General features: G+C 67.6%; 20 protein-coding genes and 2 tRNA genes. 7 read left to right on the top strand and 15 right to left on the bottom strand.

Translation table 11 applies throughout. From position 1 onward, the window contains the following. Window positions 1-11: 11 nt before the first annotated feature. A complete protein-coding gene (locus tag O7597_RS18160; RefSeq protein ID WP_269739528.1) occupies window positions 12-950 on the top strand; it encodes an oxidoreductase in 939 nt (312 codons plus the stop codon). Window positions 951-1,098: 148 nt separating this feature from the next. Here O7597_RS18160 and O7597_RS18155 read toward each other — a convergent pair whose 3' ends face one another. The 8 genes from O7597_RS18155 to O7597_RS18120 all read right to left on the bottom strand — a co-directional run bounded on the left by O7597_RS18155 (window position 1,099) and on the right by O7597_RS18120 (window position 10,003). Continuing rightward, window positions 1,099-2,883, bottom strand: a complete 1,785-nt coding sequence (locus tag O7597_RS18155) for an ABC transporter ATP-binding protein (protein ID WP_281580224.1) — start codon at window positions 2,881-2,883, stop codon at window positions 1,099-1,101. Next, the gene (locus O7597_RS18150; RefSeq protein ID WP_281580223.1) at window positions 2,876-4,771 is read right to left on the bottom strand and encodes an ABC transporter ATP-binding protein; all 1,896 of its coding nucleotides are present in this window, start codon (window positions 4,769-4,771) and stop codon (window positions 2,876-2,878) included. Before O7597_RS18150 ends, O7597_RS18155 begins: the two co-directional genes overlap by 8 nt. Window positions 4,772-4,824: 53 nt before the next feature. Beyond that, entirely contained in the window at window positions 4,825-5,769 is a 945-nt protein-coding gene (locus O7597_RS18145; protein WP_281580222.1) for a glycosyltransferase, read from the bottom strand. 82 nt (window positions 5,770-5,851) lie between these two features. Continuing rightward, a complete protein-coding gene (locus tag O7597_RS18140) occupies window positions 5,852-6,382 on the bottom strand; it encodes a hypothetical protein (RefSeq protein ID WP_269739532.1) in 531 nt (176 codons plus the stop codon). Then, window positions 6,372-6,758 carry a carboxymuconolactone decarboxylase family protein gene (locus tag O7597_RS18135; protein WP_269739533.1) on the bottom strand — a complete coding sequence of 129 codons (387 nt, stop codon included), beginning with the start codon at window positions 6,756-6,758 and terminating at the stop codon, window positions 6,372-6,374. The genes O7597_RS18140 and O7597_RS18135 overlap by 11 nt, the downstream gene beginning before the upstream one ends. Window positions 6,759-6,987: 229 nt before the next feature. Continuing rightward, on the bottom strand, window positions 6,988-7,515 hold the full coding sequence (locus tag O7597_RS18130) for an aromatic-ring-hydroxylating dioxygenase subunit beta (RefSeq protein ID WP_269739534.1): 528 nt from the start codon (window positions 7,513-7,515) through the stop codon (window positions 6,988-6,990). Beyond that, window positions 7,512-8,840 (bottom strand): aromatic ring-hydroxylating dioxygenase subunit alpha, encoded by a 1,329-nt coding sequence (locus O7597_RS18125; RefSeq protein WP_281580221.1) that lies wholly within the window; start codon window positions 8,838-8,840, stop codon window positions 7,512-7,514. The genes O7597_RS18130 and O7597_RS18125 overlap by 4 nt, the downstream gene beginning before the upstream one ends. Then, window positions 8,837-10,003: a glycosyltransferase gene (locus O7597_RS18120; RefSeq protein ID WP_281580220.1), complete on the bottom strand. Its 1,167-nt coding sequence runs from the start codon at window positions 10,001-10,003 to the stop codon at window positions 8,837-8,839. Before O7597_RS18120 ends, O7597_RS18125 begins: the two co-directional genes overlap by 4 nt. A gap of 1,055 nt (window positions 10,004-11,058) precedes the next feature. On the opposite strand from O7597_RS18120, the gene O7597_RS18115 reads away from it, so the two are divergent. Beyond that, complete coding sequence (locus O7597_RS18115) at window positions 11,059-11,511, top strand: NUDIX hydrolase (protein ID WP_269739537.1); 453 nt, start codon at window positions 11,059-11,061, stop codon at window positions 11,509-11,511. Between the two features lie 119 nt (window positions 11,512-11,630). Here the strand turns inward: O7597_RS18115 and O7597_RS18110 are convergent, their stop codons facing one another. The 4 genes from O7597_RS18110 to amcA form a co-directional block, all read right to left on the bottom strand. Then, a complete protein-coding gene (locus O7597_RS18110) occupies window positions 11,631-12,299 on the bottom strand; it encodes a pentapeptide repeat-containing protein (RefSeq protein WP_281580219.1) in 669 nt (222 codons plus the stop codon). 6 nt (window positions 12,300-12,305) lie between these two features. Beyond that, complete coding sequence (gene amcB / locus O7597_RS18105) at window positions 12,306-13,313, bottom strand: cyclophane-forming radical SAM peptide maturase AmcB (RefSeq protein ID WP_281583271.1); 1,008 nt, start codon at window positions 13,311-13,313, stop codon at window positions 12,306-12,308. A gap of 2 nt (window positions 13,314-13,315) precedes the next feature. Beyond that, on the bottom strand, window positions 13,316-13,588 hold the full coding sequence (locus O7597_RS18100) for a hypothetical protein (protein WP_281580218.1): 273 nt from the start codon (window positions 13,586-13,588) through the stop codon (window positions 13,316-13,318). Window positions 13,589-13,719: 131 nt separating this feature from the next. Continuing rightward, the gene (amcA, locus tag O7597_RS31790; RefSeq protein WP_348650808.1) at window positions 13,720-13,932 is read right to left on the bottom strand and encodes a multiple cyclophane-containing RiPP AmcA; all 213 of its coding nucleotides are present in this window, start codon (window positions 13,930-13,932) and stop codon (window positions 13,720-13,722) included. A gap of 377 nt (window positions 13,933-14,309) precedes the next feature. Here amcA and O7597_RS18095 point away from each other — a divergent pair, with 377 nt between their 5' ends. Further along, on the top strand, window positions 14,310-15,647 hold the full coding sequence (locus O7597_RS18095; protein ID WP_281583270.1) for a hypothetical protein: 1,338 nt from the start codon (window positions 14,310-14,312) through the stop codon (window positions 15,645-15,647). Beyond that, window positions 15,644-16,228: a flavoprotein gene (locus O7597_RS18090; protein WP_281580217.1), complete on the top strand. Its 585-nt coding sequence runs from the start codon at window positions 15,644-15,646 to the stop codon at window positions 16,226-16,228. Before O7597_RS18095 ends, O7597_RS18090 begins: the two co-directional genes overlap by 4 nt. Before the next feature lie 166 nt (window positions 16,229-16,394). Here O7597_RS18090 and O7597_RS18085 read toward each other — a convergent pair. Further along, window positions 16,395-16,470: transfer RNA gene (locus O7597_RS18085), tRNA-Lys, on the bottom strand. A gap of 187 nt (window positions 16,471-16,657) precedes the next feature. On the opposite strand from O7597_RS18085, the gene O7597_RS18080 reads away from it, so the two are divergent. Together O7597_RS18080 and O7597_RS18075 are read left to right on the top strand one after the other, a co-directional pair. Further along, window positions 16,658-17,911: an Ig-like domain-containing protein gene (locus O7597_RS18080; RefSeq protein WP_269739563.1), complete on the top strand. Its 1,254-nt coding sequence runs from the start codon at window positions 16,658-16,660 to the stop codon at window positions 17,909-17,911. A 125-nt stretch (window positions 17,912-18,036) separates the two neighbouring features. Then, window positions 18,037-19,305, top strand: coding sequence for an Ig-like domain-containing protein (locus O7597_RS18075; RefSeq protein ID WP_269739564.1), 1,269 nt, complete (start codon window positions 18,037-18,039; stop codon window positions 19,303-19,305). Window positions 19,306-19,460: 155 nt separating this feature from the next. Here the strand turns inward: O7597_RS18075 and O7597_RS18070 are convergent. Both O7597_RS18070 and orn read right to left on the bottom strand, forming a co-directional pair. Then, a tRNA-His gene (locus O7597_RS18070) sits at window positions 19,461-19,533 on the bottom strand. 114 nt (window positions 19,534-19,647) lie between these two features. Next, a complete protein-coding gene (gene orn, locus O7597_RS18065; protein ID WP_281580216.1) occupies window positions 19,648-20,238 on the bottom strand; it encodes an oligoribonuclease in 591 nt (196 codons plus the stop codon). Window positions 20,239-20,311: 73 nt separating this feature from the next. Between orn and O7597_RS18060 the strand changes: the two genes are divergently transcribed. Then, complete coding sequence (locus tag O7597_RS18060; protein WP_281580215.1) at window positions 20,312-21,607, top strand: glycosyltransferase family 87 protein; 1,296 nt, start codon at window positions 20,312-20,314, stop codon at window positions 21,605-21,607. The last annotated feature ends 104 nt before the right edge of the window (window positions 21,608-21,711 follow it).

Below are 21,711 nucleotides of genomic sequence, written 5' to 3'. Positions count from 1 at the left end.
GAAAGTTGAACATGACTCGTTCTGATCAGCCTGACGACCAGGGTTTCGGGATCGACAGCACGGCGACGGAGGTGCTCGCCGGCATCGACCTCTCCGGTAAGTTCGCCATCGTCACCGGCGGATACTCCGGCCTGGGCCTGGCGACCACCCGGGCCCTCGCCGCCGCCGGCGCCCGGGTCCTCGTTCCGGCCCGCCGTACGGACGTCGCGCGGGAGGCGGTCGCGGGGATCGCCGGCGTGGAGGTCGACGAACTCGACCTCGCCGACCTCGACAGCGTCCGGAACTTCGCCGACCGCGTCCTCGAATCGGGTCGCCCCATCGACATCCTGATCAACAACGCGGGCATCATGGCCACCCCGCTGACCCGGGTGGGTGAGGGCTGGGAGGCCCAGTTCGCGACCAACCACCTCGGGCACTTCGCCTTGGTCAACCGGCTCTGGCCGGCGCTCACCGCGGACGGCGGCGCGCGCGTCGTCGTCACCGCCTCGGGCGCCGGGGAGACGCCGCGGATCAACTGGGACGACGTGCACTTCGAGAACGGCTACGACAAGTGGGCCGCGTACAGCCAGTCGAAGTCGGCCAACATCCTGTTCGCCGCCGAACTCGACCGGCTGGGCCGGGCAGCCGGGGTACGGGCCTTCTCGGTGAACCCCGGCTACATCCTCACCCCGTTGCAGCGGCACCTCTCCAAGGAGGAGATGGTCGGCGCCGGCTGGATCGACGAGAACGGCACCGCCCTGCTGCCCGAGTTCCGGGCACCCGAGCAGGGCGCCGCGACCCAGGTCTGGGCCGCGACGTCACCGCGACTGACGGAGGCGGGCGGCGGCTACTGTCAGGCGTGCGCGGTGGCCAAGACCTTCGACGGCCCCGCCGACCGCGAGGCGGCCGAGCGGCTCTGGGCGCTCTCGGCCGAGTTGACCGGCGTCGACGCGTTCGGCAAGTCCGAGTAGTCGGAGCGGCGGGCCGGTTGCCAGCCCGCCGGACGTGACATGGGGTGGGCCCGGCCGGGCCCACCCCATTCGGCCCGACTGTTCACCAGATCCGTGCGCCACGGACTCGAAGGATCAAGAGTCTCGCTCGATGTTCGTGCCTTGACGGTCAGCGATATGCGGCCGCCTGCAGGCTGAAGAATTCGGCGTACATCCCGTTGAGCGCCAGCAGTTCGTCGTGGCTGCCGGACTCTACGATCCGCCCGTCCGACACGACCAGGATCACGTCAGCCATCCGGACGGTCGAGAACCGGTGTGACACGAAGACGGTGACTCCGCCGGTACGGATCCCCACGTCACGCGCCGCGTCGGCGTACCGGTCGAACAAGGCGTGCTCGGTCAGCGGGTCCAGGGCGGCGGCGGGTTCGTCGAGCAACAGCAGCAGCGGATCGTCGCGCATCATCGACCGGCTCAACGCGATGCGCTGCCACTGCCCGCCCGACAGTTCGAAGCCGTTTTCGTAGGACGTGCCAAGGTAGGTCTCCAGGCCGACCGGCAGCCGGTCGATCACCTCCTCCGCGTCTGCTCGCCGGGTCGCCCGCTCGACCGCGCCCGGCTCGTCGAGTCGAGGCAGGTCACCGAGGCCGATACTGCTCCGGGCCCGCAGCTCCAGCCGGAGGTAGTCCTGGAAGCTGGCGGAGATCCGCTGGCGCCATCCCAGCGGGTCGAGCCGCCGCAGGTCGGCGCCATCGATGGTGATCTCGCCTGCGGTCGGCCGGTAGAACTGGCAGAGCAACTTGACCAGGGTGGACTTGCCGGAACCGTTGTCGCCGACGATGGCGACGATCGTGCCGGAAGGGATGCGCAGGCTGAGGCCCTGCAGCACGTCGACATCGGTGCCCGGGTAGCGGAACGCGACGTCCCGCAGCTCGATGCCGTCGGTGAGGACGGCGGGCGGTGTCTGGTCGGCCGGCGGCCCGGGTTCCGGCGGCGTCGCATCGCGGATCCAGCTCAACCACCCGAAGGCCCGGGCGTTGCGTTGCAGCGCCTGGGCGAGCGCGACGGCGCCGGCAGCTTGCGCGTTGGTCTGCACGGCCAGGGTGATGGCGAGGACAACGTCGCCGACGGTACGTTCGCCGCTGATAGCGGCGCGAACGACCAGCACGATGGAGCCGATGTACCCGAGCGCGAAGATCAGCTGACCGGCGAACCGCAGCGCCGCGCCGACCCATTCAGCCCGACGCAGTCGGCTGTCCACCTCGCGACGGACCACCCCATGGCGTCGGCGGAGCTCTCCGCCGAGCCCGAAGAGCCGAATCTCCTTGGCGGCTGTCGAACTGAGGACCAGCTCGAACAGGTGCCAGCTCAGGCGGGCCGACTCGGCGGTCACGAGTTCGGCACGTTCCAGCCGCTTCTCGGCCAGCCGCCCGGCGATCAGCGGGGGGACACCGAAGATCGGCAGCAGGAGCAGCCACGGCTCGATGCGGGCGAGGAGCACGGCGGTCAGGGTGATCTGGGTGAGTAGCACCCCGATCGTCAGGACGGTCTGCACGCTCTGACTCAGCGTCCACGACTGCTGTCGGAGCAGCTCGAAGCGATCTGCGGCGTCGCGCCGTTCGTGCAGCGCCAGCCCGACCGACCCGTGCGCCAGGTCGCCGAGCTGCCGTTCGGTGTCCTGCTTGTGCAGATCACCGAGTTCGAAGAAAAAGATGTGGGCGAAATGCTCCATCGTCAAGCTGAGCAGGACACTCACGGCGGCGGCCGCCGCCGTCCAGACCGCGATGTCGGTCCGCCCGTCGAGGGCCGCGTCGACCGCCACACCCAGAAAAAGCGCCAGCAGGGGCCCACTCACGGCACCGAGCATCATCAACAGGGCGGCGATGATCAGCCTCCCCGGGCTGAGCCGCCACGCCGAGGCCAGCGTCGTGCCGACACTGCGCAGCAATCTATTCACAGCCCTCCCCCTCTTCCTCGGTGAACCGCGCAGCCTGCAGCCGAAACAGCTCCGCGTAGCGACCGTCGAGGGTGAGTAGCTCCTCGTGGGTACCCTCCTCGACGACGCGACCGTGTTCCAGCACGACGATCCGGTCGGCACGGCGCACCGTGGAGAATCGGTGCGAGATGACCAAGCTGGTGACTCCCCGGGTCAGGTCGAGGAACCGCTCGAAGAACGCCACCTCCGACCGCACGTCCAGGTTGGCGGTCGGCTCGTCGAGGACGAGAATGCCGGCGCCACCCTCGACTGCGAGGAGAGCACGGGCGATCGCGATGCGCTGCCACTGCCCGCCGGACAGTTCGGCGCCGCCGGCGTATCGCCGCGACAGTGGAGTCTCCAGGCCACGGGGGAGACGGTCGACGAAATCCGCCGCGCCGGCCTTTTCCAGGGCAGCCCGGAGCACCTTGTCGGCACGCTCGGGCTCTGCGAGCGTCTCGATCGCCCCGAAGGCGACGTTGTCGCGCACCGGCAACTCGAAGTGGGTGAAGTCCTGGAAGATCGCCGCGACCCGGCGCTGCCAGGCCGTCGCCGGGAAGGTCCGGATGTCGACGCCGTCAGCGGTGATCGCCCCCGTCGTCGGCTCGTAGAGCCGGGCCAACAGCTTCACGAGGGTGGTCTTGCCTGCGCCGTTGAGGCCGACGATCGCCAGCGACCGGCCCGCCTCGATGGTGAGGTCGAGGTCGTTCAGCACCGGTGGCCCGCCCGGGTAGGCGAAGGACACCTTGTCGAATCGCAGCACCGTCCTGGGCAGTCCAGCCGGATCGCCCCTGCCGCTCTCGGTGGTTCGGGCGGCGGCTTCGCTCATCCTCTCGATCCGCTCCACCGACCGGTAGGCATTGAGGCCCTGCTCGGTCGCCACATCGGACTCGGCGATGAACCCGCCGATCCGCATGGCTGCCAGGGACGCCTGGAACACGAGTATCAACCCGCCCAGGCCGAGCAGTCCGGCCGCCGTTGCCTGAGCCGCTCCCGTCAGCAGCACGCCCAGCAGCGCGAAGGCGACAAGAACGTAGAGAATGTAGGGGCCGTAGAACAGCCGACGCCGGGCTCGCCAGACCGGGAGCGCGGCGTCCATGGCGGCGGTCGTGTACTCCTGCTTCAACCAGGGTAGAAGCCCAAAGACCCGCAACTCCTTCGCCGCCGCGGGCTGGAGCAGCATGGTGCGGAGATATTCGCTGCGGCGCCGCAGCCGGGCGGTGCTCCGAAAAACCTCGGTGAACACCGACAGGCCGAGCCGGTAGCCGAAACGGATCGTCAGGGCCGCGACGAGCAGAGCCGGCCCGGCCCACCACACGAAGGCGACCGACGTGACCCCGGCGGCGAGCACGGTCTGCAGGTACCGCGAGATCAGCGCGATCTGACCGGCACCCGCGGCACCCGGCGACCACATTTCGGTCCGCAGCCGGTCCTTGGCGTCGGCGACGTGATCGAGCAGTTCCGGATCCTCCATGACGGCCACGCCGCCGCTCGCTTGGGTGGCCGCCATCAACCGGTCACGGACGAGGTCGTCGAGGCGACGGCGGATCAGGTTGCCGAGCAGTTCCTGTACCGGCAGCAGCAGCTGCACTCCGAAGAACGCGGCCGCCGCGAGGATCAAGTTGGTCCGAAGATCGCTCCAGGCCGCCGATCCGAGCCCGCCGGCCACCGCGTCCGGCACTCGGGCGACCACGGCTGAGGTGGCGAGGATGAACGCGACCGGCAGGATCCCTGCGGCGATCTGGACCAGCACGGCCGACGAGACCAGCGGCCAGCCAGCGTTGGGCACCAGGTGCAGGATTCTCATCCGCCCGTCGCGGCGCGATCTGTGGCCGTCGACAAGTTCCGCCCACACGGACCTCTCGTGCATCGTCACCACCCAGCGCCTCCAGTGGATGTCTCGGACCCGTCCTTCAACTCCGCCTATGCGACAGCGACCGGAACATCGCCCTCCTCGACCTCGACACGTGACCCGGGAAAGGCCGCGGGGGTCGACCTGACACACATTTCGAACCGCTCGTAGAGATCGGTCCAGTTGGCGCCTACCGCAGGGTTGAAGATTGGCGCGAGCATGGCCTGGAGGATCACCTCAGGAGATTCCTTGTGCAGCGCGATGAACAGGCTCAAGTTCTTCAGCCAGCCCTCATAGACACGCGTGTCGGGGCTCAGCGGCGGCCCTTGATGGTAGGCGAAGCTTTCGTCGTCGAAGACTAACTGCGTGCCGGAGCGCTCCAGCCTGTAACCCAACTCGGAATCCTCCAGGCCCCATCCCCGAAATTCTTCGTTGAACCCACCGACGCGCTTATAGTCGACGCTTGGTACAGACACGTTGCAGGTGAAGAAGAGATGCCATGATGTCTTCAGGCCACCACCGATATCGCTCAGGCGACTCAACAGGTCCAGCCGGATGTCGCTTTTCAGCACGCCACCGAGGAACTCCTCGGCGCCGCCCTCCACGAAGCGCTCATCGAACGCCTCCGGTGACCGCAGATATTTCCTGAAGCCGATGACGGCCTTCTTCCCGCCGGCTACGCGGTAGTGGCGAAGGTGCCGATCGACGAAGGTGGGCGGAACCAGTTGGTCGCCATCGACGAAGATCAGGATGTCGCCGGTCGACTCTTCCGCACCGCGATTTCTTGCGGCACTTCTGGACGAGGCCGCCGAACGAGGTAGGTGCAGGTAGCGGAACCGGGAGTCCGCCGTCACGTGACGCTGCACCGTCTCTGCTGTCGGGTCGGTCGATCCGTCATCCACGATGAGCACTTCGAGGGAATCGTCGGCAGCCAGCCGCTGTGAACGGAACGTGCGGAGGCATCTGTCCAGCAGCACGGACGAGTTGAATGTCGGTACAACCACTGATGCCTTCATCGGGGACTCCATCCCAGAGCAAGAACCGAAATTCCACGTGCGACAACCAGCCGACGACCGACGGCGTCGCCGCCGGTACGAGCTACGTACCGCCACGGTCAGGTGACCCGGCCGCGCCGTCCCCTGCGGCTTGCTGGGATTCCGCGCGCCAGGTGCACCCGTCGCCTGCCTGTTCGCACGACACCGTGACGTCCGCTTCGACGTAGCGGGCGGCGATGGCGGTGTTGAGTTCCTGACAGTACTGGCATGGTGATGCGAAGGTCAGTTTGACGCCGGCACCGGCGGCCAGTTTGCGGTACCGCAGGATCCCACATTCGGTGTTGCGCAGGACGGTGCCGGCGGGCTGGGGCTCGCTGGTCACCGCCGAGTCGTAAAGCAGCAGTTGGCGCTGCAGCCGGGCCATGAAATGGGCGGTGGCCGACTCCCCGGCGGGGCGCTGCGACCGCAGTAGGTCCGCGGTGATGCGCGAGTTCGCCTGGATCCACGCGGACACGCCTTCATCACCGTGCATGCCGAGAATGAACTCTTCGGCGGCCGCCTGGGCCTCGAAGAACCGCTGGCGCCAGAGGTCGACCTTGACGGTGGGGTCGAGGGAAGCAGGATCACTGGTCATGGTCGGTGTCCTTGGCGGTGTCAAGCTCGGCGAATACCTCCTGGGCGATGCGCAGCCCGTTGTTGGCAACCGGCCAACCCCCGTAGTAGGCGAGCTGGATGATGATTTCGACGATCTTCTCCCGTGGCATCCCGAGGTGGAGGGCGGCACCGATGTGGCCGCGCAGTTCCCAGTCGGTCCGGGCCAGTGCGACCGCGGTCAGCGCGATCAATTCGCGTTCCTCGACACTCAGGTGCGGGCGGGTCCAGATCTCACCGAACAAGTGGTCGATGGTGAGCTGCAGGAAGTCGGGGTAGGAGCCGGGGCGGGGTTCGCGGCCGAAGACGTGCTTGAACATGGCCTCACCCCGCTCATGTCGGGTGAGTGGCTGGTTCATCGATCACTCCTTCGTGGTGCCAGGTGGCCTGTCGGACAGCGGTGAGCTGCTACGCCGCCTCGAAGGCGGCGAGCAGTGACGGCGCAGATGTCGGTGCACATCGAGAAGGCGGCGACGCCGCCGGGGCCCCGCCGCCGGCATCGTCGATCAGCACGGCAGGTACCGGCGCAGCCTGACCAGACCCACCCCGCGTCCAGAGCGGTGAGGAGGGCCGTGTCCCGGTCAGATCTCAGAGGATGATGCTGAGCTTTCCGTGTTCGAAGAGACTCTCGTGGTCGAGCACCACGAGACGTCTCCGGACCCGGAACGACTCGCCCTCGACGGCGAGTTCGAGCCGAAACTTTCCGACGTAACAGTCAGAGCGACCGTGCCCGAACCGGTACACGACGACATTCGCCGCCACATCGAGGTGTGTGCCCCGATCAGCCACGATCTCCACGTTGCTGATCATCCGATTCGTCCGCGAGCGGGGATTCTCGCACCACACCTCGCCGTTGAGGATCTGCTCGATCCGCTGGCGCAGCCGGGCGGCGTTGTCGTCGATGAGCCCGAGCGCGTCGGCCGGCTCACCCCGGACGTCCGTGGCCGGCACCAGGTAGCGGATGTCGTCGGTCAGCATCTCGTCGTACCACTCGCGCAGGCGCCACTCGTCGAGCAGCCGCGCCTCGCGGAAGAGGAACTGGCTCACCCGGTGCCACAACCGCAACTGGGCCGTGTCGTCGACCGCCGGCTCGGTGTTGATCGTGTCGGTGGTCATCGCCGTTGCCCCCCTTGCCTCTCGGCCCGCTGAATGAGGTGGTGACCTTCCTCGCGGTCGTCGCCGTCGTGCATCAGCCGGTCCCACTGCCGCCAGAACTCCCGGGCTGGCAGTTCGTCGGTGGTCTCGGGGACCTCCTTGCCCATACCGCGGGACAGGTCCGAGTGGCGGAGCGTGCGATTGAGGTAGCCACGTTGGCAGGACTCGATGATCTCGATGTCGTCGGGGGTGGCGAAGCCGGCGGGGCCGAGGAAGGTCAGGTAATGACTCTTACGCAGTTCCCGTATGTCCGGATCCTCGTCCTTGGGGGCCAGCGCGACCGAGGTGATGGACATCTGGCCGGCGCTTACCGGGTCGATCTTGCGGATGGTGATCCCGATGGCGTCGATGATCATCAGGTTGGGGAAGATCATCAACGCCCGGTTGGCGCCGGTGATCCGTTGGGCGCGTTCGGCGCCGAACCGTTCGACGAAGCGGGCGGCCGTCGCCTCCATCCGTGACCTGACCTCGGCGGGAAACATCGGCGTCCAGTAGGCGAGCGGTCGGGCTGCCGCCGGTACCAACTCATTGGCGCCGTGCCCCCGTCCGAGAGCGCGGGCGAAGCCGCCTCGTCGTCGCGGTGCCATCGTCCCGAGCGACTCGATGTAGCTCACGTATCGCTTGTGCAGGGCGCGGAAGTGGTAGATGTCGACGCTGTTCTCCATCATGAGCTTCCAGTTGGCCCGGGCCCCGTGCAACTGCGCGCCTTGGATCACCTCCATTCCGACTTCGGACTGGTCGGCGATCAGATCGAGGTACTCCGTCGCGCCCGCCAGATACTCGGTCAAGGTGCGTGGCTGCTCAGGATCGAAGGTCGCGAACACGAAACCGCGGTAACTGTCGCTACGGTGTCGCGCCAGGTCGAAGTCGGACTTGCGGAAGCCTGGGCCGTACCCGTCCGGGAGCGGAACCCCGACCAGGTCACCTTGGTTGGAGAAGGTCCAGTCGTGATACGGGCACCGGAACGATCTGGCCTGGCCGGCTGACTGCGAGCAGATCAGCGCACCGCGGTGCGGGCAGCTGTTGGCAAGCACTCGAATCACCCCGTCGGAGCCGCGCGCCATGACCACCGGGCGCCCTCCGACGTCACGTGACACATAGGAGCCCAGTTCGGGCACCTCCGATTCGTGCCCGACGTACAACCAGCAGCGATCGAAGATCCTGGTCATCTCCTGTGCGGCCACGTCGTCGTCGGTGTAGGCCCGGCGGTCCACCCGGAACGACAAATTTTCAGGATCGTCGAAGACGATCTGACCGTCCACCGGCCGCTGCAGTTCTATCGTCACTGCTCCCCCTTTCGCTGTAGCTTCTCGCTGATGCTGCTGACTATTTCTGCCGTGCGCGCGGCGGAATCACCGCACTCGGGCTGCGCCGCGCGCAGCCGCGCCCGGTAGTCCCGACCGGGATCAAGCAGATCGGTCACAGCGTCAGCGACTGCCTGTTCTGAGACGTCGACCGGCTCCAATGCCGTCCCGAAGCCCGCGGTTTCCACGAAGTACGCCTGGATAGGCTGATCCACGGCCAGCGGGATCACCAGCATCGGTGTCGCCGCCCGGATCGACTCCGCCACCGAGTTGTAGCCGCCATGGGTGATGAACACGTCGGCGCGCTCAAGCACCTCACGTTGGGGCACGTACGGGGCGGTAAGCACGTCGGCGGGCAGCGCGAGTTCCTCAGCGAGATCTCCCACCGCCGCGATCACCTGCGCGCCGGTCTTCACCGCCCCCATGATCGCCGTGCGTAGGAGCTCGGGCCGCCTGAAGAAGATCGTGCCGAATGAGACGAACACCAACGGCCGGCCGGGGTCGATCTCCGCCAGGCCGGGAAAGGCGACCTCGTCGCCGCGCACACCGGCCGCACCCGGCAACCCGACCAGTTGCACGCCGTCGTCCGTGACCGCTTCATCCCCGACGAGCGAGGGAATCGTCGGCATCACATTGAGAATCGGCGAACGCGCCGAGTGCGTCCGGGTCGACCACAACACCCCGCGCCTGGTCAGATAGTCGCCAACCTGCTCGTCGTACAGCCAGCGACCTCGCCGACGCTCCTTCGGGCATACTCCGCCGAGGTTTGCCCAGATCATCCCGTACGGCACACCGGACGCCTCAGCCCCCGCCATCGCTGCCGCCAGTACCGGCAGCGAATCGAGCAGCGCGAAGTCCGGCGCCGTCGCCCGCAGCACATCGGCCACCTGGTCCGCCAACGGTGACGATTCGAGCATCGGACCGATCTTTGCCGGATCGTCGCTCCACGGCGCCATCTGGACCTGCCCGACCATGTGGACCTCCGCCGCCCCCAGCGCCTGGCGACGCTGCTCGCCGAGCACGCCACCGTCCGCCGACACCAACAGCAGGACAACCTCGTTGCCGGCGGCTTGGAGCGCGTTGACCACCGGGATGTACGGGTTGAGGTGGCCATGCTGAGTCGTGGTGAGGAAGGCGATGCGCACTAGATCTCCGATCCATGGGGAAACAAACAGGCCGATTCAGATCTAAGTCTGAATCAGCCGCACCGGTCACGAATACGCCACCCGGCTTTCAGAGACGAGTCCAGAGCCGCGACACACGAGCGGCGGAACTTTGCCCGAAGGCACGCGGAACCGGCAGGCGAGAAAGCCATCGACGTCCAAATACTGGTAAGAGACTCAATGCAATCCCCAACGCCATTGTGGGGACCCGGACCTGTCTACGTTGACTGCCGAAACAACCTTGCAACAAAGGGCTTACCGGCCGCATCGTGGCGACTCCGGAAAGTGTGCCGGATGGCATGATCAGAGTCAATGCTTTGACGTGTCGGCACACCCACGACGATGGCTTTGACCATACTCCGCCTCGACCCTCAGCAGGCCAGCCCGGTTGCTCGGCAGCGAAGTCGTGGAGGTGCGGACTCATAACCCTTCCGGCCGAGTCGCCGGATTTCGTGCGATGGTGTCGATGAAGCTTGAAATGTCGCCTTGGCAGAGCTATGAGGCGTGGTCACCGGCTAACCGGCGCCGGCTAGCGGATGAGGTCCTTGCCAGAGGTTCCCGCTTTTCGACAGCAGCCTCTCCCTGCCTTTTCCCAATATGGCGACGCGATCGGCCCGCGGCGCACACGCTGCGGACCGACTTCGTGCTCCGTCAACCGAGGAAAACCGACTATGAAAGCCACTGTCACGTGCGCGGGGCGCACCGCCCACGATGCCGAGCCCCGGACCGCGTATGGCTGATCCGGCAAACCTGATTTTTTTCCGCATTCATACAGTGGTTACCGGCTCCGGCTACCGCAGGTCTCCGTCGGCACGAATTCGCCCGCGATCGCAGGTGAAAGAAGCTTGAAGCGCAGGCACCCGTTCTCGTTATTTGAGATGCGTTGCCCGCCAGCCCTTGTGCTCGGAGCGAGGCTGAGGGCCACACGCTACGGTCGCCAGCCCAACTCGATCCGGGCGAAACACACGAGGCGAGGCCGTAGGGTCGGTCGCGTGGCCGAGACACAGACCGAACCTGATCTCTCCTACATTGCCAACGTGACGCGCGTCCGCGCAGCCGCCGGAATGATCCTGCGCGACGAGGCCGGTCGGGTGTTGGTGGTCCACCCGACGTACAAAGACGTGTGGGAGATCCCCGGCGGGACGGTGGAACCGGACGAGTCCCCGGCGGACGCATGTGTCCGCGAGGTCAGGGAGGAACTGGGCCTGTCGGTGTCCGCAGGAGCGCTGCTGTGCGTCGACTGGGTGCCGGCCACCCCGCCATGGGACGGCGGACTCATGTTCGTCTTCGACGGCGGAGTGCTGACAGCGGACCAGGTCACGACGATCCGCCTGTGCCCAGACGAGCTGGACCGGTACGAGTTCGTCGGCCCGGAACGCCTCGACGAGGTGTTGATTCCTCGGTTGGCTCGGCGGGTTGCCGCAGCGGTCGACGCCATCGGGCATGGCGGCGTCTACCTGGAGGATGGAGTCGCGACCTCAAGCCGGTAGTCGGCCGCACTGAATCATGAAGGCGCGCAGGTCAAGTGAGGCGACGCGGAGTTTGAGGTGGACACCCAGGCAAGGACGGCCTCGACCTATGGTCAGGCGATCATCTGCCTCGGCCTCGGTCAGCCCTCGGCGCTGACGACGATACTCAGCGCGTCGACGGCTGAGCGGGTGAGGTCAGGAAGCTGGTCTTCACCGAGAACGACGCCATGAAGGTTGTCCAACGGTGTCCTGAAGTGGTGCAACCGGCTGCCCCGCAGATCGGCACCGTCGAGGCGGCAGGATTCCAGCTCCAGGTCGCTCAGATTGCAGGAGCGCAGGGCAACGCCGGACAGGCGGCAGGACGACCAACTGCCGTGGCCAAGGGTGCAGTTGGTGAAGGCCACCGAACCGGCCGCGCTGACGCGATTCAGGGTGGCATAGTCGAACCGGCAGTCGTCGAACAGGACGTCTTTGAGGCGGACGTCGATGAGCCGAGCGCCGGTGAACCGGGATCCGGTGACCGAGCATCGCTCGATGCTGATGCCGGTGAGGGTCGCGCCGGACAAGTCCGTCCCGACGATCTCGCACCCGTAGAGAGCCCCCGCTTCCCAGCTGACCTCACCGAGGTCCGCGCCGGTGATCCGGCAACCTCGAATACTCTGCTCCGCAAGCTGCTCACCACGCCAGGAGACCCCGTCGATGAGGCCGTCGCGGACGTCATCGTCGGCCAGATCGCTGACCTGGTCGAGGTCCTCCGGATCGAGGTCGGGCAGGAGAAGGGTCACGTCGCCCACGGTGGTCGTCCGCATGTCTCCTCAACCTGTTCGGGCGCGGGGTGGGCACGCCACTGCGCAGTCGTTGAGCGCGGTCACGAACTCGGTGACGTATCGCAGCTCCCTGGCATCGGCGAGCATGTCCCCGATCGGCTCGTGGAGCACGTTGCCGGCGATGAAGTCCGCGTAACGCGGGTCTTTGATGCCGAGCAGCTCCGGTGACAGCAGAACCACCTGACCGTCGTGGGAGACGGTGGGGATCGGCTCGTACGGGACGTGGTCGACAAGCCCAGCGCGGGTGGCGGCGAGGTAGTCGGCCAGGCGGTCCACGTCGCGGATCCGCAGCGGACTGCCAGCAAGCCGGTACCGCACAATCTGGTGCCAGAACCGGTACGCGGCTTCCTCGGAGACCGGCAGGCGGTCGGCACCTTCCTGCTCCTCGATGTTGAAACCCACCGACTCACAGCCCGGCAGACCGGCGAAGAACTCGACGAAGTCGTCGGCATGGTCGATGGTCTCAGGCGTGACGACGCAGATCACCGAGTACGTCAGGCCAGCGTCGGCGAGCGTCTGTAAACCACGCATCGTCCGGGCGGTCGTTGCTCTGCCGGCCCGGTCAAGCCGGATGCCGTTCAGCGTCCCGGGACCGTCGATGCTGATCCCGATCCCGAAGTCGTGGGTGGCGAGCAGGTCGCACCACCGCTGGTTGATGAGCGTCGCGTTGGTCTGGATCTCGTGGAGCACCTGACCGGTGTTCCGCAGCGGCTCGAACGAGGCAAGCAGCTCTCGAAAAATGCCGATGGGTGTGCTGGTCGGCTCGCCGCCGTGCCAGACGACACTCACCGGATGGCCACTGTCCTGCTGCTGCTCGATCGACCGCGCACAAGCCGTTGCGACCGGCACGGACATCAGCCGGCGAGACCGCCGGTTGGGCAGGTAGCAGTAGGTGCAGTCCAGGTTGCAGAAGCTGGTGGGCTGTAGGACCAGAGTGTGAAATTTGCCGGCGATCGCAGGACTTCCCAGTGCGGTGATGACCCCGATGTCGCGCACGCTCATGTCTCCTCCGGTGTCTGCGGGTCGGCCGTAGGCGGGCGGCGGCTGCGGTGCTGGGCGGGCCAGCCGAGGAATCGGTCGAACACATTGGCGGTGTTACCGGTGTCGTTGGGATGGAGCTGGTGCAGATCGTCGATCGCGTCGTGCAGGCAGCTGGCCAAGTAGAGAAAGAGGCTGACGGGGCTGTCCCTGTACTCCGCCGAAAGGGCGACCTTCGCCGCGCCGCACGGCCACGGATGGCCGCACCGCCGGCACAGCCACAGCGGCCGCATTGGCAAATGCGGCCGGGACGGCTCGGCGCGGACTGCCTCGACCGGCCGCCCTGGCAGAGCCAGCGGCCGTAACGACAGATGCTCCGAAGGCACGGGCGATCCAGCGTCCGCGGAGCAGTCTCCGTCGCTGTTCATCGGGGATCGCGCTCCCGTGCCTGTCGCTCGAACACGATCCGCCAGGCGTATGTCAGCAGCGGCGGATCGGCCGGTCCCGGCTGTGCCGGCGGAGCCGATGTCGACCGGTCTCGCGGCATGTCGCCCATCGTTGCGTTGCGCGAGATGTACACGGTCACGGTCGGCCCCTGCTTGGGCTCGGTGTGTGACTGCGGTGGGCTTGCCGACATGCCGACAAGCCCACCGCCGTCGGCCAGCGGCGGGGAGCAGACCGCCGGCCACCCGCCCACACAGCCCTAATGGCGGTACGCGAGCGAGGAATCACCCGTGCGGTCGACGGAATGCCCGGCGGAAGCACTTGGCGATGCGTCGGGTCGCATTCCGGCTGCCTGCCGCCGTGAGGCACGTCCATCTGGATCTCCCTGACGTGAGATTGCCGCTGACCTGCCGGAGCGCTTGGGGGAAGCGGCGTACCGGCACGTCCAGCCTGGTCCGGGTGGGCAGGTAGACGGAATGTCCGGGCGGTGCACTGGCGGTGCACCCGCCGTCACCCCACGTGCCGGTACGATCATCAGGCCGAGGACTGTCCGTTTCGGAAGGACGTGCGATGGCTCCGGTGACGACCTGGACCGGCCGGGAGGCGAACGCGCTGCGCAATGCGCTGCGGATGAGCGTGACCGCCTTCGCCGAACACCTGGGGGCGGCCCGACGGACGGTGGCCAAGTGGAGCAGCCAGGGCGACAAGGTCCTTCCGCGCGCCGACATGCAGGCTGCGCTGGACACCGTGCTGGCCCGAGCCACACCCGACGCGCGGGAACGCTTCGAGGCCCTGCGGACGACGGGCAACAGCGGTGCAACGGTGGGCACCACGCTGCCGGATGCCGGCGTGGATACGGATACTGGCGGTGACGGACAAGGCGACTCGGGCTCGGATGGTGACGTGCGACGAAGAGATCTTCTACGCGGCGCGACGATCGGCGTCGCCGCTGCGCCCAGCGTCGCGCCACTCCTCAACGCGCTAGTCTCGCCACGCCATTCGAACGCGGTGGCGCTGTCCGCTCAGCAGTTCTCCCGCGCCGTATCCGCTGCAAAGATCGACTACCAAGCCTGCCGGTACGAACGTGTTCTCGACCAGCTCGTGATGCTGCTGCCGGCACTCGAACCGGCCAGGACCGGTGCGCAGGGCGAGCAGAGAACGCAAATCGAAGTCCTGGCTGCGGACCTGTACCACGTCGTCGGCAGCGTCCTGCTCAAGGTCGGCGACCGAGGGATGGCCCTGGTCGCGGCCGAGCGCAGCACCCGAGCGGCTGCGGCGAGTGAGGATCCGGTGGCGGTCGCCACGAGTGCTCGGATCATGACCCACGCTCTGATGAGCAACGGCCACGACGAGCAGGCAGTGACCCTCGCCGGCAATGCAGCCGACGTACTCGATCGGGACACGCGCCTCTCGTCGACTGGGGCGGTGGCCGTTTACGGCGCTCTCGTCCTCCGAGGTGCCGTCGCCGCTGCTCGCAGCGCCGACCGTGATACGGCGCAATCGATGCTCGATGAGGCGGGCCGCGCCGCCGCCGAACTCGGCTACGACGGCAACGACCGGTGGACCGGGTTCGGTGCCGCCAACGTCCTGCTCCACCGCGTCAACGTCGCCCTGACCCTCGGCGACGCCGGCACGGCCATCGGCATCGCGCGCACGGTACCGCTGGACAAGGTGACGCTCGCCGAACGAAAAGCGTCGCTCTACGTCGATGTCGCCCGCGCCTACACCCAGTGGGGGCGCTACGACCACGGCCTGACCGCGCTGCGCACCGCGTACGAGGTGGCACCCGAGGAGATCCGCTGTCGCCCAGCCGTCCAACGCATCGCCACCGACCTCGCGACCCTTGCCAACGGTTCCGCCCGCACCGCCGTCGTCGACTTCGCACGAGGGGCCGGGATCCGGCTGTGAACGGCGGCCACCTGCAGATAGTCGTCTGCGCCGCCGGCCCCGCCGCCGATGTGACCCAACTGATCAGCACCGCGCAGAAGCACTCCTGGACGGCCGCCGTCACCGCCACCCCCAACGGCATCGACTTCATCGACGTGTCCGTGATCGAGGAACTGACCGGTGCTGCGGTGCGAGCCAGCTACCGGGCCTCCCCCGGCGACCGCCGCTCGCTACCCGCCGCCGACGCCCTGGTCATCGCACCCGCGACGTACAACTCGATCAACAAGATCGCCCACGGCCTCGCCGACAACTACGCCATGACCTCGGTCGCCGAACTGATCGGCCGGCAGGTGCCGACCGTCATGGTCCCGTTCGTCAACGCCGCACTCGCCGCCCGCCTACCCTTCCGCCGCGCCGTGGCCAGCCTCCGCGACGAAGGGATACGCATCCTGCTCGGCCCCGAAGACGACTGGGAACCACACCCGCCCGGCAGTGGCAAGGACCGGCAGCGCGCCTTCCCTTGGACGACGGCGTTCGATACAGCAACCCAACTTGCCAATGCGGATCGGTCGGCCGCCTCTGGTGACGGCAAATCGCGATGACGCCATGCCCGGACCTAACCCAGGCGTCCATGGGCATCGCACTGGTCCCACCGACGCCAATCCGGGTCCAACGGCTCCCGAGCACCCACCGAGCGACCAGCCGCCACCGGCGTACGCGAAAAAGGCCCCGACCGGCAGAGCTCTACCAGGTCAGGGCCTTGCTCGTTGGTGCGCCGCCAGGGACTCGAACCCCGAACCCGCGGATTAAGAGTCCGCTGCTCTGCCAGTTGAGCTAGCGGCGCTCGCTGACAACGGGGGAAACACTAGCACGCGGCCCGAACCGGGTTCCAATCCGATCCCGGGCTCACCCCTTCGGTCGAGCTTATCGGACATTAGCCAAAAATCCCTCGCAAAGTGTGGGACCGGGGTGATGCCGGGCGGCAGCGGTACGGCACGATGTCCGCCAGGTGCGCAACGACAGGGGTGGGGATGGGCAGGTTCGCGCGGACCGGGGCGCTGTTGGGCGGCTTGGGGCTGGTGGCGTCGCTGGCATTGTCGGGCTGCGGCGAGGAACGTGCGGTGGCCGAGTTCGTACCCGGTCAGACACCCGGTGCGACCGGCACCGCGACGCCGGGCACACCGGAGGCGCCGAGTGGTCCGCCGCTGACGGTGAGCCCGGCCGACGGGTCGAAGAACCGGCCGGTCAGCGTGGAGATCGGCGCGAAGCTGCCGGACGGCGGCGAAGTGTCGCAGGTCACCCTCAAGACCAAGGACGGCAAAACGGTCAAGGGCAAACTGCGTACGGACGGGTCGTCATGGGTGCCGTCGGCTCCGCTGAAGTGGTCCACCCGTTACACCGCCACCGTCTCCGCGAAGGGGCCGGACGGCGCGGTGAGCGAGGGCACCAGCACGTTCACCACGATGGCCAAACCGGGCTCGATGATCACCTCTGGGTTGTACCTGTTCGACGACCGGACGTACGGGGTGGCGATGCCGGTGGTGGCGGAGTTCCACCCGGGCATCCCGGCCAAGGATCGGGCCAAGGTGCAGAAGCGGATGTTCGTGCAGACCGACCCGCCGCAGCCGGGCGCCTGGCACTGGGTGAGCAACGGCACGCAGGCGTACTACCGGGCGCCGGAGTACTGGAAGGCCGGCACCAAGCTGACCGTACGCATCGCCCTGGCCGGCATCCCGCTGAGCAACGGCAGGTACGGCAACGTCGACCGCAACGCCACCGCGAAGATCGGCTCGGCCTTCGAGATGAAGGTGACCAACTCGGACAAGCAGATGCGGGTGTACGAGGACGGGCAGCTGGTCAAGACGTTGCCGGTCAGCCTGGGCAAGAAGAAGACGCCCTCGTCCAGCGGCACGCTGGTGGTGATGGAGAAGAAGGAAGCGACAGTCTTCGACACGATGGACGACCCGGATCCGGAGAACCGGTACGTCACCGACATCGAGTTCGCCCAGAGACTGACCTGGGGCGGCGAGTACATTCACGCGGCGCCCTGGTCGGAGCACGTCCAGGGGCGGCAGAATGTCTCCCACGGCTGCGTCAACGTCTCCATGGCGAACGCGCGCTGGCTCTTCCAACGTACGAAGATCGGCGATCCGATCACCATCACCGGCACCGAACGCAAGTTGGCGGCGGGTAACGGTTGGACCGCGTGGAACCTGAGCTGGTCGGAGTTCGTCAAGGGCAGTGCGTTGCCAGTTCCGGACGGTGGCGCCGGTCCGGCCATCTGACCGGACGAAATATGTCACTATCCGGACATCCCGCTCCACGTGTTTCGGTTCACTGGGCGCAACGGGTACGTGAACCGGTGCGTCAGTGATGTGGACGGGAAGCGGACCACGACTGTGAGGACACCATGCGGATTCGGGACCAGCGCAACCGGAGGCGGGGGGTGCTCGCCGCGGGCCTGCTCGTCGTGACGTTGGCGCTGACCTCCGCCTGCACCGGCGGTAAGGGCGGCGACAAGGGGCCGGGTTGGCAGGACGGTGCCGACCAGCCGGCCGCGAAGGCGTCGGTGAGCATCAGCGAGCCGGCGGCGGACGCCAAGGACGTGCCGGCGTCGGCGGCGATCGCCTTCGCCGCCGAGCAGGCCGAGGACGTCACGGTCGAGCTGACCGACGCCGAGGGTGAGTCGGTCGAGGGCAAGCTCGCCGCCGACGGCCGCAGTTGGCTGCCGGCGGAGGCGTTGACCTACGGCGCCTCGTACACCGCCACCGTCACCGCGACCGGCGACGACGGCCTGCCGGCGACGGCGACCAGCGCCTTCACCGTGATGGAGAAGCCGGAGAAGCAGGTACGCATCAGCAGTTTCCTCGGCGACGACCAGACGGTCGGGGTGGCCATGCCGCTGATCGTCAAGTTCGGTCGGGAGATTCCGGAGAAGTACCGCGCCGACCTGCAGCGCCGGATGACGGTGACCTCGGAGCCGGCCCAGGAGGGCGTCTGGCACTGGGTGAGCCCCACCGAGATCCGGTACCGGCCGAAGGAGTTCTGGCAGGCCGGCAGCAAGGTGTCGTACCGGGTGCAGGCCGGTGGGCTGCCGCTGGGTGACGGCTGGTACGGCCGGGCCGACCTGACCGTCGACATCGCCATCGGCCCGAAGCTGCTGATGACGGTGGACAACCGCACCAAGCGGATGACCGTCACCAAGAACGGCGAGAAGATCAAGACCATTCCGGTGAGCCTGGGCAAGAAGAGCACCCCGTCCTCCAGCGGCACCATGGTGGTGATGGAGAAGCTGCGCAAGACGGTCTTCGACACCTACGACGAGTTGGGCCCCGAGGACGGGTACCGAACGAAGATCGATTACGCGCAGCGGCTCACCTGGGGCGGCGAGTTCATCCACGCGGCACCCTGGTCGGAGGGGCAGCAGGGCACGACGAACGTCTCGCACGGCTGCGTGAACGTCTCGATGGCCAACGGCGCCTGGCTGTTCAAGAACACGAAGGTCGGTGACCCGATCGTCGTCAAGGGCACCGAGCGCAAGCTCCAGCTCGGCAACGGCTGGACCGACTGGAACGTCAGCTGGGAGGAGTACGTCAAGGGCAGCGCCCTGCCGTACGAGCCGGCGGAGTCCGGCTCGGCCGACCCGGACGTCGCGCCCAGCGAAGCGCCCACCGCCTGAGCACCTGCGCGACGGCGGCCGTTGCCCGGTAGGCGGCCGCCGTCGCCACGCCTGTCCGACGGGCGGGAGACGAACTCCCCTACCAACCCCCTACAACGCGTCAGGCCCCGTCTGAAGACGGGGCCTGAACTGCTGTGGAGTAGATCCACCAACCGGGTGACTGATGGGAATTGAACCCACGACAACCGGGACCACAACCCGGTGCTCTGCCAACTGAGCTACAGCCACCATGCCGCCGCGCCCGGTCGATCGCCGGGGGCGGGTGCGGTGAAATCATACCCCCACCACGGCCGACCCCGTCCAGCGGGTTGCCGCCGGGCCGCAAGGGGCCCGCCGAGGGCGTCAGAGTTCGCCGGCGATGGCCTTGGCGCTCTCCACGTCCGGCCCGGGCAGGGGGACGAAGATGGTGCGCCGGTAGTACTCCAACTCGCGGATGCTCTCCCGGATGTCGGCCAGGGCCCGGTGTGCCAGGCCCTTCTGCGGCTGGCCGAAGTACACGCGGGGATACCAGCGGCGGCACAGTTCCTTGATCGAGGAGACGTCGATCATGCGGTAGTGCAGGTGGGCGTCGAGGCGGGGCATGTCCCGGGCGATGAAGCCACGGTCGGTGGCGATCGAGTTGCCACACAGCGGGGCGGTGCGCGGATCCTTGACGTGGCGGGTGACGTAGTCGAGCACCCGCTCCTCCGCCTCGGCGAGGGTGATGGTGGAGCGACGTACCTCGTCGGTCAGCCCCGACTTGCCGTGCATCGTCCGGACGATCTCGGGCATCGCGTCCAGCGCGGCGTCGTCAGCGTGGATCACCACGTCGACGCCCTCACCGAGCACGTTGAGGTCGGGGTCGGTGACCAGCGCGGCGACCTCGATCAGTTTGTCGCCACCGAGGTCCAGCCCGGTCATCTCACAGTCGATCCAGACGAGAAGATCAGCCACCGGGACAGCCTACGCGCAGGCCAAGTCTCGTGGCTCCGCGCCGTCACGGTCACCGACCGCTAGGGTCTTCCCCGTGCCCGCCGAACCCGCCACACCGCCCTGCGTCGACCTGGACGATCCGGGCAGCCGTACGGCCCGCCGGGTCGTCGGGGCACTGGCGTTGGCGGCGGTGCTTCCGGCTCTCTACCTGCCGGGACGCACCCACGACTTCTTCGACCTGAAGATCTACATGGCGGCCATGGACTGGTGGGCCGCCGGCAACCCGCTGTACGACTACGCGCAGCCGGACCGGGTGCAGGGCGAGTTGTTCTTCACCTATCCGCCGTTCGCCGCGCTGATCCTGCTGCCGTTCTCCTGGTTGAAGCTGGGTGCCACCGTGGTGATCTTCACCGGGCTGACCCTGCTCGGCGTGGTGGTCACCACGAAGTGGCTGCTCGATCCGGTGATCCGTCGACACCGGCTACCTCACTTGTTCACCCTGGTGGTGGGCGTACTGTTCGTGCTCGGCGTGGAGAGCACCCGGGAGACGATCACCTTCGGGCAGATCAACATGCTGCTGGTGGTGCTGATCCTGGCCGACCTGCTGTTCGCCGTACCCCGTGACAGCCGCTGGGCCGGGGTGGGCATCGGGTTGGCGGCGGCGCTCAAGCTGTTCCCGGCCATCTTCGTGATCTACCTGCTGGCGACCCGGCGGTGGCGGGCGGCGGTGGTGGCCGGGGCGACCGCGGCCGGGGCGACCCTGCTCGCCGCAGCGGTGGCGCCGGGTGACTCGTGGCGGTTCTGGACGCACGAGCTGTGGGCCACCGACCGGGTCGGCCGCACCGACTACACCGGCAACCAGTCACTGTTCGGACTGCTGAGCCGGCTCACCGCTCCGGAGGAGCCGAACCGGCTGGTCTGGCTGCTGCTGGTCGCGGTGGTCAGCGGGTACGGGTTGTGGCGGGCGGTGCGGGCGTCGCAGGCCGGGGACGCGCTGACCGGCCTGACGCTGACCGGCCTGGTGGCGGCGCTGATCAGCCCGATCACCTGGACACACCACATCTACTGGTTCATCCCGGCAGTGGTGATCCTCGCCGACGCCGCGTTGGGCGCCGACCCGCGCACCGCCGCGGGGGCCCGTCGACGCCGCCGGCTGGTGATCATCGCCGTCAGCGTCACCTCGATCATCGTGTACGGGGTGGTGTCCTTCTACGACTGGGGAATCACTCCGTCGCCCACCGGCAGCCCGTGGGAGTTCGTGCTCCGCAACGCGTACGTGTGGCTCTGTCTGGTGCTGCTCGTCGTCCTACCGGTGCGTCGCGGGGCGCGAGCCCCGAGTCGTCAGCCCACAAAGTCGGACACTCTTCCCGAGACTCCCATCCATCGGTAATCTGCTTCAAGGGTTACCAAAACCCCCACGGACCCCGATATCCCCCGGTGGGTCAGGTCGGTGGGGCCGGTGGGCGGAGGGGGTGGGGCGGGGTTGCCGGGTCG

Source organism: Verrucosispora sp. WMMC514 (genome assembly GCF_027497295.1).
GTDB classification, from domain to species: domain Bacteria; phylum Actinomycetota; class Actinomycetes; order Mycobacteriales; family Micromonosporaceae; genus Micromonospora; species Micromonospora palythoicola.
Note: the sequence above shows the minus strand (reverse complement) of the source record. Positions and strands in the feature narration are given on the sequence as shown.